12 protein-coding genes and 1 pseudogene are annotated in these 15,150 nt (G+C 46.8%); 6 read left to right on the forward strand and 7 right to left on the reverse strand.

Translation table 11 applies throughout. The features are described 5' to 3' along the window. Window positions 1-8: 8 nt before the first annotated feature. From D1B31_RS16575 to D1B31_RS16595, 5 genes are all read left to right on the forward strand, one after another. Window positions 9-710, forward strand: a complete 702-nt coding sequence (locus D1B31_RS16575) for an ABC transporter ATP-binding protein (protein ID WP_240035312.1) — start codon at window positions 9-11, stop codon at window positions 708-710. Then, window positions 703-1,881 carry an ABC transporter permease gene (locus tag D1B31_RS16580; RefSeq protein WP_118922411.1) on the forward strand — a complete coding sequence of 393 codons (1,179 nt, stop codon included), beginning with the start codon at window positions 703-705 and terminating at the stop codon, window positions 1,879-1,881. The genes D1B31_RS16575 and D1B31_RS16580 overlap by 8 nt, the downstream gene beginning before the upstream one ends. Window positions 1,882-2,004: 123 nt before the next feature. Beyond that, a complete protein-coding gene (locus tag D1B31_RS16585; RefSeq protein WP_118922413.1) occupies window positions 2,005-2,361 on the forward strand; it encodes a SpoIIAA family protein in 357 nt (118 codons plus the stop codon). 581 nt (window positions 2,362-2,942) lie between these two features. Next, on the forward strand, window positions 2,943-5,759 hold the full coding sequence (locus tag D1B31_RS16590) for a response regulator (protein ID WP_118922415.1): 2,817 nt from the start codon (window positions 2,943-2,945) through the stop codon (window positions 5,757-5,759). A 13-nt stretch (window positions 5,760-5,772) separates the two neighbouring features. Beyond that, a complete protein-coding gene (locus D1B31_RS16595; protein ID WP_118922417.1) occupies window positions 5,773-6,588 on the forward strand; it encodes a CheR family methyltransferase in 816 nt (271 codons plus the stop codon). 329 nt (window positions 6,589-6,917) lie between these two features. Here D1B31_RS16595 and D1B31_RS16600 read toward each other — a convergent pair whose 3' ends face one another. Continuing rightward, window positions 6,918-8,060: a PP2C family protein-serine/threonine phosphatase gene (locus D1B31_RS16600; RefSeq protein WP_118922419.1), complete on the reverse strand. Its 1,143-nt coding sequence runs from the start codon at window positions 8,058-8,060 to the stop codon at window positions 6,918-6,920. Between the two features lie 508 nt (window positions 8,061-8,568). On the opposite strand from D1B31_RS16600, the gene nhaC reads away from it, so the two are divergent. Then, on the forward strand, window positions 8,569-9,969 hold the full coding sequence (gene nhaC / locus D1B31_RS16605) for a Na+/H+ antiporter NhaC (protein WP_118922421.1): 1,401 nt from the start codon (window positions 8,569-8,571) through the stop codon (window positions 9,967-9,969). A gap of 51 nt (window positions 9,970-10,020) precedes the next feature. On the opposite strand, the gene D1B31_RS16610 is transcribed toward nhaC, so the two are convergent. The 6 genes and pseudogenes from D1B31_RS16610 to D1B31_RS16640 form a co-directional block, all read right to left on the reverse strand. After that, window positions 10,021-10,587: a peroxiredoxin family protein gene (locus D1B31_RS16610; RefSeq protein WP_118922423.1), complete on the reverse strand. Its 567-nt coding sequence runs from the start codon at window positions 10,585-10,587 to the stop codon at window positions 10,021-10,023. Next, window positions 10,580-11,221, reverse strand: coding sequence for a hypothetical protein (locus D1B31_RS16615; RefSeq protein WP_142922599.1), 642 nt, complete (start codon window positions 11,219-11,221; stop codon window positions 10,580-10,582). Before D1B31_RS16615 ends, D1B31_RS16610 begins: the two co-directional genes overlap by 8 nt. A gap of 514 nt (window positions 11,222-11,735) precedes the next feature. Next, a complete protein-coding gene (locus tag D1B31_RS16620; RefSeq protein ID WP_118922427.1) occupies window positions 11,736-11,981 on the reverse strand; it encodes an EF-hand domain-containing protein in 246 nt (81 codons plus the stop codon). A gap of 335 nt (window positions 11,982-12,316) precedes the next feature. Then, the gene (locus tag D1B31_RS16630; RefSeq protein WP_118922431.1) at window positions 12,317-12,991 is read right to left on the reverse strand and encodes a response regulator transcription factor; all 675 of its coding nucleotides are present in this window, start codon (window positions 12,989-12,991) and stop codon (window positions 12,317-12,319) included. Between the two features lie 9 nt (window positions 12,992-13,000). Then, window positions 13,001-14,380, reverse strand: a complete 1,380-nt coding sequence (locus tag D1B31_RS16635) for a sensor histidine kinase (RefSeq protein ID WP_240035313.1) — start codon at window positions 14,378-14,380, stop codon at window positions 13,001-13,003. A gap of 160 nt (window positions 14,381-14,540) precedes the next feature. Beyond that, window positions 14,541-14,987: pseudogene (locus D1B31_RS16640) on the reverse strand (YdhK family protein); the annotation flags it as partial. Window positions 14,988-15,150 lie beyond the last annotated feature (163 nt).

Raw genomic sequence — 15,150 nt, forward strand, 5'->3', positions numbered from 1 at the left:
GTTTAAGTTTGCTGAGTGTGCGTATAAAAGAGGCGGGTTATGCGGAGAGGGAGGCGGTTTTGAGGGATGTTGAGTTTTCGGTTGGGGCTGGGGAGCTTGTCGGGTTAATTGGGCCGAATGGGGCGGGGAAGAGTACGGCGATTAAGTCGCTCCTTCGTGTGGTGAAGCACGTGAAGGGTGAGATTGAGATTGGTGAATATGCGTATATCCCGGAGCGTCCGCTGTTTTACGACCGGCTGACATTGTGGGAGCATATTGAGTTCCTGGCAACCACTATTGGCACCCAGGAAGCCGATTTTGCCAAAAAAGCGGAAAGTCTTCTGGATTTGTTCAAACTTTCGGACGTCCGCTTTCATTATCCCGAAAGCTTTTCAAAGGGAATGCAGCAGAAGGTGATGCTCATTCTGGCGTTTCTGCGCCAGCCGGGCCTCTACATATTGGACGAGCCGTTCATCGGCCTTGATCCGCGCGCGACGAAAGATTTGCTTAATTTTATTCAACAGGAAAAGGGCCGGGGCGCAGGTATCCTTATGTCGACACATGTGCTTGATACAGCTGAGAAAATTTGCGACCGGTTCCTTCTCATTGATTGCGGCAGGTTCATTGCCACAGGCACACTTCAGGACATTCGCGAGACAAGCGGGCTGGCAGACGGTTCACTTCTCGACTGCTTTGATGTCCTGACGAGCGGGAGAAATCGAAATGATTAGGAAGGCCATCCAGCCTATTGGAACAGATAGTTTTCCGCAGCTTAACAGGAGTGGAAAACGGCTTACTGGCCGCAGCCTGTTTTTCAAGCGTTATCGGACAGAACTCAAGTACCAGGCGGGCGTGATTCGCTCGGTACTAGATTGGACGATCTGGGTATATCTCGTCCTGCCTGGGCTTGTCATTGGCGGATTTATGTATGCAGAGGCGTTGGAAGAGCCAATTACGGGCATCCCGTTTCAATTGGTTGTGATCGGATTGCTTCTGACCACATTGGGCGGGAGCATCAGGACGATGCTGGAGGAAGCAGATCTCTTATTTCTTCTCCAGGAAAAGGGAATTCTCCGTGAGATGAAAAAGCATGCCTTTATCCACTCAGTTACCCGGGGGCTTATGGTCGCCGCGCTAATTTTTGGTCTGGTCATGCCGTTGCTTGCCCGGGGATACATGCTCGGACCTTTTGAAATTGCCGCGCTGTTTTTCGCCGTTTTTGCGATAAAATTGCTTCTAATGACGATGAACAAACGGATAATCAACAAATATATCAGGATTGCGGCAACCTTTCTTGTGCTCGTGGCGGGCATTCCTTTTCTACTCCTTTTGCCTGCTTGGATGTATGGGATAGTGGGAATTTTAATGAGTTTGGTCTTGTTCGCATATAATTGGGCCGGTACCGAATCTGACCATACTTTTTTTAGGGATATTGAAATTGAAGCGGCTGAACGGAGAAAATGGACGGGGATGATTCTGCATTTCTCTCCGGAAATCGAACACCCTCCATCCCGGCAAAAAAAACGGCCGATAATGTTCCCGTATTCCGAACGTATTTTCAAAAAGCGCACGCCGGAGAATGGCCTGCTTGAAATTGTGCTTAAATCATTTTTTCGCAACTGGAAAGAAGTTGGCTCCGTCCTCCAAATGGCCTCAATTACTTCATTCGCCATCTTCTCAACACCGCTGCTATTAAAGTGGGGTATTTATTTGTTCTTCCTGGCCTTCCTGAGCATCTGGCTCGACAGCTCGTTCAAAAGAATGGCCACATCCCCGTTCTTCCAAGTGGTCCCGTACGAAAAAGACATCACCTATACCGTCTGGCCACGCTTCAGAAGAATCATTTTTTTACCTTTGGCAGCACTTCTCGGAATACTGGCCGCGGCCGCAAGCTTTCTTTAGAAGCAGCGGGACGGTTCCACTGCTTCATTCGGGTCCCGAATGAAGCGCTGGAACCGTCCCCGTGTTTCACTCATTCCAATTCGGGGAAGTTTATAAGGTAGACGCTTTTTAGGAGGGGTTTGGATGCTTACGTTTTTTCCGAGCCGGGATGAGTCGACGGTTGCGGTGAAGTTCACGGGGACGGCGACGAGGGAGGATGCCGAGAAGATAGAGCGGTATGTAAGTGATTATTTTGGTGAAAAACGCGAGTTTAATATATTTGCAGTAATGGATGATGTGGACGGGACGACGCTGATGGGGCTTGCGTATGGGATGAAATTTGATGCGAAGCGGTGGAGCCAGTTCCGGAAGTTTGCGGTGGTAACGGAACTCAAATGGCTCGAAGCGGTGACCGAGCTTGGTAAATTCCTGCCTGGCCTCGAAGCAAAGCATTTTGCCAAGGGGGAAGAGGAATCGGCCTGGGCATGGATAAAGGAATAGAGAAGGAAATGAAGAGCTGGCTCCGCCGGCTTTTTTTTTCATTTTAGGAAACTATAGATTTAGCTACTATGGATAACTTATTTACCAGGCATGGCTACATCTAGCTCCAGCGCCTACGCGTGCGCAAACTTCAGGTCTCCTCCCTACGATAAGTCATCATCGAATCGCTTAGTGCTCCTGCGCCATAGCTTATTCGGGAAGCTTACCTTCAGCTCGTCGCAAAGCCCAAGAAGCTTTTCACAGATGCTAATTCATGAAGTACTGCAGGAAGTAGCTTCGCTCTTCGTGATTCCTTTATCTCAGTCGAAGCACTTCCAGTTTGTACGGCGATGACCACTAAGGAAAGCTCCTCAGAATAATCATCGCAGGGACACAAAGGAAAGCTCCCAGGAATTTGCATCGCAGAGACAGGCGATCTGTGCCTGTCTCGAGGCGGTTTTTGCCTGTCACGAAGGCGCTTGCGCTTTTGTTTCATGAACATATTGCCAATCCTGCCTTAACTCTTCATAAACAATAGCACTACTGTTATAGTAATAAGTAGAGAAAATAGTCCGGAAGTTTGATAGAAAGTGGGTATGGCCATGACGTTTAAAAAGAAACAGTTCTTTGGTCTTGGACTAACTTTGTTTTTCCTTGTTGTCATGTTGTTTGCGATTTTATCTTGGACCGGGACAATTAAGACAAACATGCTTGAAATTGTCGAAGACCGCTATTATAAAGTGAACAAAGCGATGGAAATTCGCCAGTATGTCCTTATTACAGACCGGGAGATTATCCATATCATCCAGGATAAAACACGGAAGGACCCCCAGGAAGTCATTGATACTCTCCAGGAAAACAGGAAAATTATCCGTGAGGACATCATTGAATTAGATGGAGTCCTTAATAGGCCCAAGTCCAGGTCGCTTTTGAAGGAAATTGAAGCGGCGTATGCGGACTATGCGGAAATGGAGGAACTGGTAATCGCCGGACTGGGTACCAATATGGAACCAGGGATGGTTCGGGATATCTATTACGGAGCTGAATCCGAAAAGGATACACTTTTGCAAAAGGTGAATGAATTCAAGGAATATCAGGAATCCCTGATGGACCAGGCATTGAAAACGGCCAACCAGGCATATGACCAATTGTTTGTGGCGCTGGTCATTACGGTTGTCCTTGCGATTGCCCTCATCACCGGCGTGACGCTCTGGGTTATCCGCAGCACGAGCAGGACTCTTGACGCAGTTGCCGATGGCATCAATAAAGTCGATTATCATAATCTCGGAGAAATACCGAGAATCCAATTGGAAGCGAAGGACGAGATTGGCCAGATTGCCGCCGCCTTCAACTCGATGGCCGCCTCCCTAGAAACCTTTTACAATAAAGAAAGGGAGTATACGGCTGCAATCTCTGAGCAAAACTGGGTACAGACCCAGTCCGCCGAACTCATTAAACTTTATCATAAGAGCACCGAGGTAGAATCGCTTGGCGAACAGCTTATGGAAAAACTGGCTCCTGCTGTCGGAGCGAGCCTTGGGGCATTCTATTTAATGGACAAGCAATCCCTTAAAAAGATTGCTTCCTATGCGGACGGTGGAGGCGCGCCCGGCAAGGATGAACTTGCTCTCCGTGAAGGGCTGGCCGGCCAATGCGCCGTAGAAAAGAAGACCATTTACATTGAAGATGTCCCAGAAGATTACGCCGTTATTGCAACAGGGCTAGGATTCATGAAACCGAAGAGCATCCTGATCGCCCCTGTTACGGTTAAAGGCGAAACCGTCGCTGTCATTGAGCTTGCGTCACTCGACCCGTTTACGCCTGCACAACAACAGCTTGCGCAAAAGGTATTTGAAACACTTGGCCTTGCAATCACGAACATCCTTGGCAGAATGGAAGTTGAACGCCTTCTGCTCGAGTCGCAGGCACAGGCCGAAGAGTTGCAATCCCAGTCTGAGGAGCTCCAAGCGCAATCCGAGGAACTGCAGACGCAGGCAGAGGAACTGCGGATGATAAACGAACAGCTTGAAGAGCGCACGAAGGATGCGGAGATGAAGTCCGCTGAATTGCTTGGGGCAAAGGAACAGCTCGAGGAAAAAGCGAAGCAGCTCCAGCTTAGCTCGAAATACAAATCCGAGTTTTTAGCGAATATGTCCCATGAGCTGCGCACCCCGCTGAACAGCATTTTGCTTCTGTCGGAAATGATGGGCGAGGATTTGGATGAAAATCTTACAGATGAACAGAAGGATTTTGCAAAAGTGATCCATACTTCCGGACAAGACCTCCTCAACTTGATTAACGATATACTCGACCTTTCCAAAGTAGAGGCAGGCAAGCTTGAGGTCGGCTTTGACGGAGTGAACATCGCTGATTTCGGCGGAAGGCTTGAGCATCTATTCTCACACCATGCCGTCCAAAAGGGAATTGGGTTCATGGTTGATCTGGAAGATGATCTGCCTGACTTGTTCTATACAGATGAACAGCGTCTTCAGCAGATTGTTAAAAACCTGCTGTCGAATGCCTTTAAATTCACCGAAAACGGGGCTGTTATTACGAGCGTTAAGCGGGCTACCCCGGATGAAATCCCTGCGGAGCCGGTTTCCGATACTTGGCTGAAACTTTCCGTCAGCGATACGGGCATCGGCATTGCCGAAGACCAGCAGGAACTTATTTTTGAAGCGTTCCAGCAGGTCGATGGGGCTACGATGCGGAAGTACAGCGGTACAGGCCTCGGCCTGTCAATCTCAAGTGAGTTCGCGCGCCTCCTGGGCGGAACGTTAACGGTTGAGAGCAAGGAAGGCGAGGGCAGCACCTTTACGCTTCTGCTTCCTAGCCTGCCGAACGGACTGCAAGCTTCTGAAGAAGAGGTTGCTCTCGAAAGAGTAGGAGCGAAGCTTGGCACTGCCGGCAGAAAAAACCCGATTGATGAAGCAAGTGTGGAAGTGGCAGCAGGAACTTCGGCAGCGGAAGGTCTTGCCGGAACGATGGACGATTCTGTATTGACAGTTGGTACTGGTAAAGCGGAAGATGTTCCATTCAACAGTCTGCGCGGCAAAACGGTTGTTGTCACCGATGATGACCACCGTAATATTTATGCACTTGAAAAAGCGCTGCAAAAGGAAGGCATGACGGTCATTTCCGCGGAAAACGGAGCGGAATGCCTCGAAATCCTGCAGCGGAAAGACAATGTTGACATTGTCTTGATGGATATTATGATGCCTGTCATGGACGGCTACGAAACGATGAAGCATATTAGGGAAATGGACCGATACGGCGACATTCCGATTATTGCTTTGACTGCGAAAGCGATGAAGGGCGACAAAGAGAAATGTCTTGAAGCGGGAGCCTCGGATTATATTAGTAAACCGCTAAAAATGGATCAGCTGTTTTCAGCGATGAGGGTCTGGCTCGCCAGGTAGAGGAGGAACATTTTTGCAAAAGGAAGAACTTGAACTGGAATTATTGCTTCTGGCCGTGTACAGGCTGTCCGGCTTTGATTTCCGGCAGTATATGAATTCCTCTATCATGCGCCGCGTCCAGAACCGGCTCCGCCTCGAACAGCTTCCGGGCATATCAAGGCTGACTGAAAAGGTCATTGAGGATGAAACGGTGTTAAAGAAGCTGCTCGATGACTTTTCGATCAACGTAACGGAAATGTTCCGCGATCCAAGTTTTTTCGCTTCGTTCCGCCGGAATGTCGTCCCACATCTAAAGAGACTCCCGCAAATCCGCATCTGGCACGCCGGCTGTTCGACGGGCGAAGAAGTATACTCGATGGCGATTTTGCTCGAGGAGGAAGGGCTCGCGGATAAGGTGAAAATCTATGCGACTGATATGAGCGAGAAAGTCCTTCAGGTTGCTGATAAGGGCGTTATTCCGCTTTCAAAAATGCAGGACTACACAAAAAATTACCTGCAGGCGGGTGGGGGGCGGTCGTTTTCTGAATATTATACGGCCGACAGCCATTTCGCGACTCTTGACACTAAATTAAGAGAAAACATCGTTTTTGCCCAGCATAATCTGGTCACTGACAGCTCATTTAATGAATTCCATGTTGTGATTTGCAGAAATGTCCTGATTTACTTCAATCAGGACCTGCAGCATCATGTGCTTAGATTGATCGATGCCAGTCTTAGCCAGGGGGGCTTCCTTGGGCTCGGCAGCAAGGAAGCGATCCGATGTGAAGCCCACCCGCATTTTGTGGAATTCGATGCATCGGAGAAGATTTATCGGAAGATGCTTAATTAATAGGAAGACGCACCGCTTCGGTTTTCGAGGCGATGCGTTTTTTTGGTGTTTAGGAAACTTTAGATTTCGTGACTGTGGATAACTCACTTATCAAGCATGGCTACCTCTAGCTTCAGCGCCTACGCGTGCGCAAACTTCAGGTCTCCTCCCTACGATAAGTCAGCATCGAATGCGCTAACGCTCTTCGTGATTCCTTTATCTCAGTCGAAGCCCTTCCAGTTTGTACGGCGATGACCGAGGCGCTTGCGCTTTTGTTCATGAACGCAGAAAAAAAGCCCGGATAGAATGATCCAGGCCTTTTAGTATCAAGCAAACCAATCTTGCAACTATTAGGTCGCGCGAATCAAAACAACACACATGTCATCATCCGCCACAGTCTGCTGCTCACCGGACAACAGTAAGTCAATCGGTTCCTGTTCCAGTATGTTGCCCCAATCCGCCGAAGCGGCCTCCTTCAGGCGGTCCACTTCCGCCAGGCCGTTCTTCTCGGCGGTTTCCGGCACCCCGTCCGTAAACAGCAGCAGCTGTGCGGAGTCTTCGTATGTAATGACTTTTTTCTCAACGTCAATCGTCTCAAAAAATCCTACCGCCCAAGTGGTCGACTTAAGCTCAGCAAGCTGATGGCCATCTATAAACGCATAGCCTGACGGGTGGCCGGCATTCACATATTCGATCGTTTTTTTGCCAGAGTCAATCACCATGTAAATTGCGGTAAAATAATGAGGAATTGGCTGTTTCCTATTATTCAGTGAGCCCATCCAGCGGTTCAGCTCGCGGATGACGTGCTCGGGGTCGGGATTTACTCTGATTAAATCCCGGAGGACGGACGAAATGAACATGCACACAAGTGATGCCGATATCCCGTGCCCCATCATATCAAGCAAAATGACCGCATAACGATTCTCGTCAATTTTATGCCAGTAATACATATCGCCAGCAAGTGTATTCGCCGGCAGATAGGAAGCCTTGATTTTCAGGCGCGAATCATTCACGGGCTCGCTCAACAGGCTCGTCTGGACCTGCATCGACAGTTCGAGCTCGTTGCGAATGATTTCATCCTGCTTTTTATGCCAATCCTTTTCATATTTCAGCCGCAGCACAACGCGAATCCGCGCCAGCAGCTCGGTCTTGTTGATCGGCTTCATCACATAATCCATCCCGCCAACATCAAGCGCTTCAGCCACCTTGTTGGAATCTTCAAGCGCCGTGACGAAAATGACAGGAATATCCCTTGTATGCGGCGTTTCCTGCAGCTTTTGGCAAGCGACAATCCCATCGATTTCCGGCATCATAATATCCATCAAAATCAAATCCGCCGGCCGCTCAACAGGGTGCGGGCTGTCAATTTGTAAATACTCAAACATTTCCCTCGCGGACAAAAAGGACAGGTAATCCTCATAGCCTGCCCGTTTCAATATTTTTTCTATTAAAAACAAATTCACTTGATTATCGTCCACAATCAAAATCGTCATTTTCCTACCCCTTTGGCTCTTCACCATTAAATTACTCTCTCTTCACGCATCATATCCTTACACAATACCCTCTTTTTGCAAAATAAAAACCTCAAAACACACGCACGGCAGGATAAAACAATCCAAACATCTGCCTCCCCCATTATGGTACTTATTTCTTTTTGACAGCAAGGAATATGCAATGTATAGTAGACTCATACAATTACTTTAGTACTTAAAAGCGTCTAAGTGAAAGAGTGGTAAGTTCAGTAACAGACGTAACTCGAATGAAAAATTAAATAGGTTGCCTGCAGTTTTAGTAGGATGCCCATTAGCAGCAAGAAGAGACCGGATGGAGGGTGAAAATCCGGGCGATGGCCGTCACGAAATACACCTGCATAGAACGGGCATGTTTTGCAAAGAGGGCAGTGTGATTGCTGCCAACTAGGGTGGTACCGCGGAGTCTTTTCGTCCCTACTGACGAAAGGGCTTTTTTGTGTTTTATTCGACATTTATTGGGGGAGTTTTTATGTTACAGGAACAACAAGGATTGGCCATTAAGCCTGCGGAGGCGGCAATTGTTACAATCATCTTAATGGGGCTAGTTGGCTACATGATTATCGGCTTGGAGGTCGTCCCGCAAATTGCCATTCTTTCGGGGATCGCCCTTTTGCTCGCCTATGGCACTGTGAAAAAAGTGAGCTTTAAAGAGCTTGAAACGGCAATGGCTGATGGGGCAAAAACAGGGATTGCTGCTGTGATGATTTTCTTTTTTATCGGGATGCTCATTAGCAGCTGGATGGCGGGCGGTACAATCCCAACATTCATTTATCTTGCAACCGACCTCGTTTCCGGTAAGTTTTATTATGCGATTGTTTTTGTCGTCACGTCAATTATCGGCATGAGCATCGGCAGTTCGCTGACAACGGCGGCAACACTCGGAGTTGCCTTTGTCGGAGCCAGCACCGCACTTGGTATCTCACCTGCGATTACAGCGGGGGCGGTCGTATCTGGGGCTTTCTTCGGTGACAAGATGTCGCCTTTGTCCGATACGACGAACCTTGCCGCTAGCGTGGCCGGTGCTGATTTGTTCGACCACATCAAAAATATGACCTGGACGACGATTCCAGCCTTTATCCTGTCATTTATCGTTTATATGGTGATTTCGCCGGCCAATACGAACGAGAGCATCAGCCAGATGGCTTTGATCAAAACCGAACTGCTGGAATTGAACCTTGTCCACTGGTACGCGCTCATTCCATTCTTCGTTCTGGCGATTCTTGCGGCAAAAAAAGTGCCCGCGATTGCCACCTTATCGGCAGGCACAATTTCCGCGCTCGTCATTTCCTTTTTTATCAATGACAGCTTTACTGGCAAAGCGATGATGGCCCTGCTCTACTCCGGATACAAATCCGGCAGTGCCATTGAGGAAGTCGATTCGATGCTATCACGCGGCGGGATTGAAAGCATGATGTTCAGCATCTCGGTCATCTTGCTGGCACTAAGCATGGGCGGGCTCCTGTTCAAGCTTGGCATCATACCGGCCCTGTTGTCGCTTGTCCAAAAGTTCTTAGCACGTGTGTCCATGCTAATCAGCGCGACAGCCGGGATGGCGATTGCCGTGAATTTCATGCTTGGCGAGCAGTACTTGTCGATTCTGTTGCCGGGGAACGCGTTTAAGGGGCATTTTAAAAAAGCCGGCCTTGAGCCGAAGCACCTTTCTCGTGTCCTTGAGGACGCGGGAACCGTCGTCAACCCGCTCGTCCCATGGAGTGTATGCGGCGTCTTTATCGCCTCCGTCCTCGGGGTGCCGGTCACCGACTATTTCTTGTTCGCATTCTTCTGCCTGTTCTCCCCGCTGATTACCGTCTTCTTCGGGTTTACTGGCATTAGCCTGCCGAAACAGGCCAAACTGCAAACAAGCAAGTAAAAACAGCCTGGGCCCATTTTATATTGGGTCCAGGCTGTTTTTGCAAAAAAGTCAATTCGCTTCTTTCAATAGCTTTTCCATCGTATCCTCATCCATCGGCCCGACGTACTTTTTGGTGATAATCCCATCCGGGCTGATGATATAGCTCGTCGGAATCGTCAACGCCTGATATTGTGTGCCGACTTTGTTTTTCTCATCGAGGGCAATCGGGAACGTTAAACCGTAGTCCTTTACGAATTGGTCAATGGTTTCACGGCCTTTATCAAGTGCGGTCAGATTAACGGCCAGAATCGTCATGCCTTTATCCTTATGGCTTTCATAATATTTTTGCATATGGGGCATTTCCGCCTTACACGGAGGGCACCATGTTGCCCAGAAATTCAGGATGACCTTTTGCCCGCGGTAGTCGGAAAGCTTCACTTGTTCGCCTGACGCCAGTCCGAGCTCGAAGTCAGGAGCGATGTTCCCTTCGGCGATCCCGATCTCTGCCGTCGCCGGGGCTGCTTTATTCTCCTCTTGCGCTTTATTGCCAAAAGAAAGACCTGGTTTCGAAACGTTCACGATGATAACAGCCAGCGCGAGTACAACAAGCGCTCCTGCAAAAAGTTTCTTATTCACGAGATATTCCCTCCTTCTTTAAGTATGCCATGACAGAGATGAAAAGTCCTCCGGTGAGAACCGTCAAGCTGCCTTGGTCAAAGAGGCCTCCAAAGACGCTCAATCCTAAAACCTCCGCCAACATGAGCAAAATAAATGCCTGGATTTCCAGCTTCTTCTGCCGATTTACAAAAAATAGTGTGCCCGCGAGAAGAAGAAAATACACGGCCGATGCCGTCCAGTCTTCAGCCATCGCTTTGTCGGCCGTTAACGAGACAAGGAAAAACAGGTGATAGAGGGGAAGCCCTTCCGTCCTTGGATTGAACTTGCCGGTTTGAGCCATTCGGTATAGGTACGCAAGGGCTGCAATGAGGGCTAAGACCAATCCCTTGCTGCCGCCGTCAAAATAAAGCAGGGAAACCGGTGATTTCATGAAAGTCCCCCAATTGAAGAGAACATAGCTGAGTTTGGCCGTCAGGAAAAAATAAAAGAACGCATTCCAGAACCAGTCACCAGTTTTTAGTTTTGTGGCTGCCTTAAGCAATAGCGGCGCCACCAAAGCCGCTGCCACAGTAGCGACAACAGTCGTTGGCAGCGTCACCTTTCCAATCGTAATGAGATCCATCATTGCCTCCAATAAATAAGTTTCATTCATTTTACCCCGCGGGGTATGTTATGGTAAACTATAAAAGACTGGAAAGAGGAAGATAAATTAAAAGCGTTTTTAACAGACGCTATTCTAGTAAAACATAATGACGTAGGGGAGGGAACATTTTTGCAAAAGGAAGTTGAGAAACAAACTGACTGCGCGACAACGGGATCGTGAAGCATTCAAATTGGTAAGGCAACCAGTTCGGATGCCAAGAAGAGCAAAGGGACCATTCCGATATGACCAGGCACATACGTCTGGCTCCTGGCAGGAGTCGTTTACCTTATTTATAAAGTAGTAACCTATTTTTAACCTCCTCGGTGATGAATCGGGTTTTTTTCTTGAATAGGGAGTTTCGGTCGGGAATTTTTGCATTGATGTTGGTTATTATGAGTGTTCGCTTCCCGGTGTGTGAAAAATAAGAGGATAAATTCCCCTTTTTTAACCTGTTTTCACGCTTTTACATTTCAAAAGAGCCAAATAAAAAAGGATTGAGTATCCCAATCCTTTTAAAAAACAATCAAAAGCTATTTGTATTTTGGGTTTTTTCTCCGGCAGGGGACGATTCTTCGCCATTTCCATGGCAAGCCTTATACATTTCCTGCAATTCTTGTTCCGTCGAATCCGGGTGCATCTCTTGCATGAATGGAAGCATCTCTTTAAAATTCAGGATCGCTTTCCCACTTCCGTTCGTTTGAGCGAGAGCAAAGGATCCCATTCCTAAAACAAAAGCTGTACTCATTAAGACGATTGCTAATCTTTTCACTAATGCTCACCTCCTTCTTATTGCTATCATAAATGTAAAAAATGAAGAAAGTTAGGAGAAGAGTAGGCATTTTTGTAAACACTGCTTCACTTCTTTTTTAAAAAGCCGCTGATTAATAGGAGGAGTAGTCCGGCTCCCAATGCAATGAGAAAAATCCCGAAAAATTGGCCGAACCAGAAATTCATATGGTGGAACATCATTTGCCGATTCATCATCATCCCCATGTGATTTGGCGGGTGTAAAATTGTCCGGGCTACGAAAACCAGAAAAAGAATCCCTGAAAAGGTTAAGAAACTTAAAAAAATCGTCGGTATGAAATGTTTCATAGGCTCACCTTATTCCAATTTATATCCGATGCCCCAAACTGTTTTAATCATTCTCTCTTCCATTCCGGAAGTCTTCAGTTTTTCTCTTAGATTTCGAATATGCGAATCGACAGTCCGGTCTTCCCCCATAAAGTCAACTCCCCAGATGATGCTGACCAGTTGCTCCCTTGATAAAACAATTCCTTTATTCTCAATGAAAGTGGCCAGAAGATCGAATTCGGTCTGTGTCAAATTCAGCCTTTTGCCAAGATAAAGGGCTTCCCTTGAAGAATGGTCAAGAACGATTCCTTTATACTTTAGCGCCTTTTCATTCATAGCCGGTGTATTTGCCCTTCTTAGCAATGCCTGGACTCTTGCAAGCAATTCCTCTTCATCAAACGGCTTCACGATATAGTCATCCGCGCCAGCTGCCAGTCCTGTAACCTTGTCCTTGGTTGATCCTTTGGCTGTAAGCAGGATGATAGGGGTATTGGAAATTTTCCTGATTTGCTCAATCGTTTGCCAACCATCCATCACGGGCATCATTACATCAAGGAGAATCAAGTCATAACTATTGTTCTTGACCTTTTCAAAAGCTTCCTGGCCATTTTCTGCTTCGTCAATCTGGTAACTTTCCTGAAGTAAATAAATGCGAAGCAATTGGCGCATTTCAAGTTCATCATCTACAATTAAAATTTTTCTCATGGCCATCTCCTATTTTTGCACTCCAATTTTGAGAAATAACGAAAAAGTCGTTCCGGTTGATTCATGGCTAGTTACATGGATTTCTCCATTATGCGCTTCAACGATTTGTTTAACGACATATAAACCAAGGCCGGTTCCTCCCGTTTTCCTAGTCCGTGACTGGTCAACACGGTAAAAGCGGTCGAAGATTTTCGGAAGGTCCGAAGCAGGAATTCCCGTCCCGGTATCGCTCACTTCAACAACAATAAAGTCACTTTTAACAAAAGTTTTGACAGTAACGGAGCCTTGAGTCGTAAATTTTATACTGTTCTCAATCAGGTTATAGAAAGCTTGTTCTAACCTGTCAAGGTCAATAGGAATGTCAGGCAAATCGGGTTGAAGCTCCATTTTCAGCTTCAATCCTTTATTCCTGGCAACCGGACCAAGGTTCATGATTACCTTTTCAATGGGGATATTGATGCTTGCCGCTTCTTTTTCCAAAAGGAAATTCCCTGTCTGCAGCTTGCTCATTTCAAATAAATCATTGACCATATAAGCAACCCGGTGCGCTTCCTTATTGATAATCCTTAAATAATCTTCCTGTTCCTTCTGATCCTTGATAAGCCCTTTTTGCAAAACGTCGCTGTACCCCTTTATATAGGTTAAGGGGGTCCGCAGTTCATGGGAAACCGCGGCTAGAAAATCATTTCGGCTGTCTTCGAAATGTTTCAGTTGCTCGCCAAGCAGTTGAATCGAATTGCCAAGCTGGGCAATTTCATCCTGGCCTTTAACAGGTATTGTTTGCCTGTATTTTCCCATGGCCATTTTGGTCGTGGCGTCCTTCATCGCCAGAAGCGGTTTTGTCAGGCTTCTGGATAAAATCCCGATGATCCCGAATGCCAGAAGGAGTATTCCAGCATTGGCTGCAATGAATAAAATGTTCATGACAAACACGATTTCACGCAAAATAGACGAAGGGTAGAACATATAGATAAACCCGAGCTGATTGCCAATTGGAGATACGGCAATAATATATTTTTGGTTTTTCCAATTGTTTTCGATTATTTCTCCTTCATCCCGGATCGTTTTTGAATGAAGATTCTTTGTGATCTTCTCTTCCAATCGGATTGAAGAGTCCAGTATGCGATTGTTTGAATCCGTAATTAACACTTCTGAGGGAATCCCCTGCTCCATTTCAAGGACATGGGCAATCGTTGATTCATTAAAGCTTTTTTCCAAAATACTCGCGTGATTTTTGGTCCTTGTAAGCAAATCCTGTTGGATATAATCAACAAATATATTTGTAAAAATCCCGTACAAAATGAAGCCAAGAATGAAGAAAAGGGAAATGAAAATAGCACTGAATGTGAAACCAAGTTTCATGGATATGCTTTTAAATTTTGTCATCATGATGAATTTTCTCCTAAAACTATTTTCCGCCATATTCTTCATTTACCCAGTAAAGCCTCATACGACTATCATAATCTAAAATCATTGAGAAAGTATGAAGAAAGGAAAAAATCAAACACCCCCCGGCTAAGCCAGCTGGGGGGTGTTTTCATAGAGGGCGTTATTTAAGCGGAGTTAGTTCACTTTCAGTCACCCATTTATGGTTAGTGACCTTATCGCCGCCTGTTGTTGGAGTAAAGTCAACCATATACACAGTCGTTTTTTCTGCAGAATCGATTGTAGCAGTTGCTCCCTTCATGCCTTTCATATGGTCGGCATTCATTTTAGCCTCTGCCCCAGGCTGTAACTGGTCCTCACCGGCATCATCCAATTCCTCGCGAATAACCCATTTATGGCCCATTACTCTTTTTTCACCCGTAGTAGGAGTATAGGAAACGACATAGGCAGTAGTGTCAAATACTCCAGTGATGGTGGCTGTTGCCCCTTGCATTCCGGGCATATGGTCTGTATTAATAATTGCCTTACTTCCTACTTTATATTTCGGATTGGCAGCTTCTTTTAATCCTTCCGGAACTTCGCCGGAACTGGAGTGGTCCATACCGGCATGATCATTTGAAGTGTTTTCTTTAGGAGCCGGTTTTTGATTGTTGCGTGCCCAGGCAAGCCGTTAATTGCTAATTGGTGAAAGTCCAATCTGAGTAAGTACCAAGACGCTCATTAGCTGACAGGCAACTGGTGGAGAAATCCTAAGGTTGAAGCCCTGTGACAAC

Origin of the sequence: Neobacillus notoginsengisoli, from assembly GCF_003515685.1 — a bacterium.
GTDB classification, from domain to species: Bacteria; Bacillota; Bacilli; order Bacillales; family Cytobacillaceae; genus Bacillus_D; species Bacillus_D notoginsengisoli.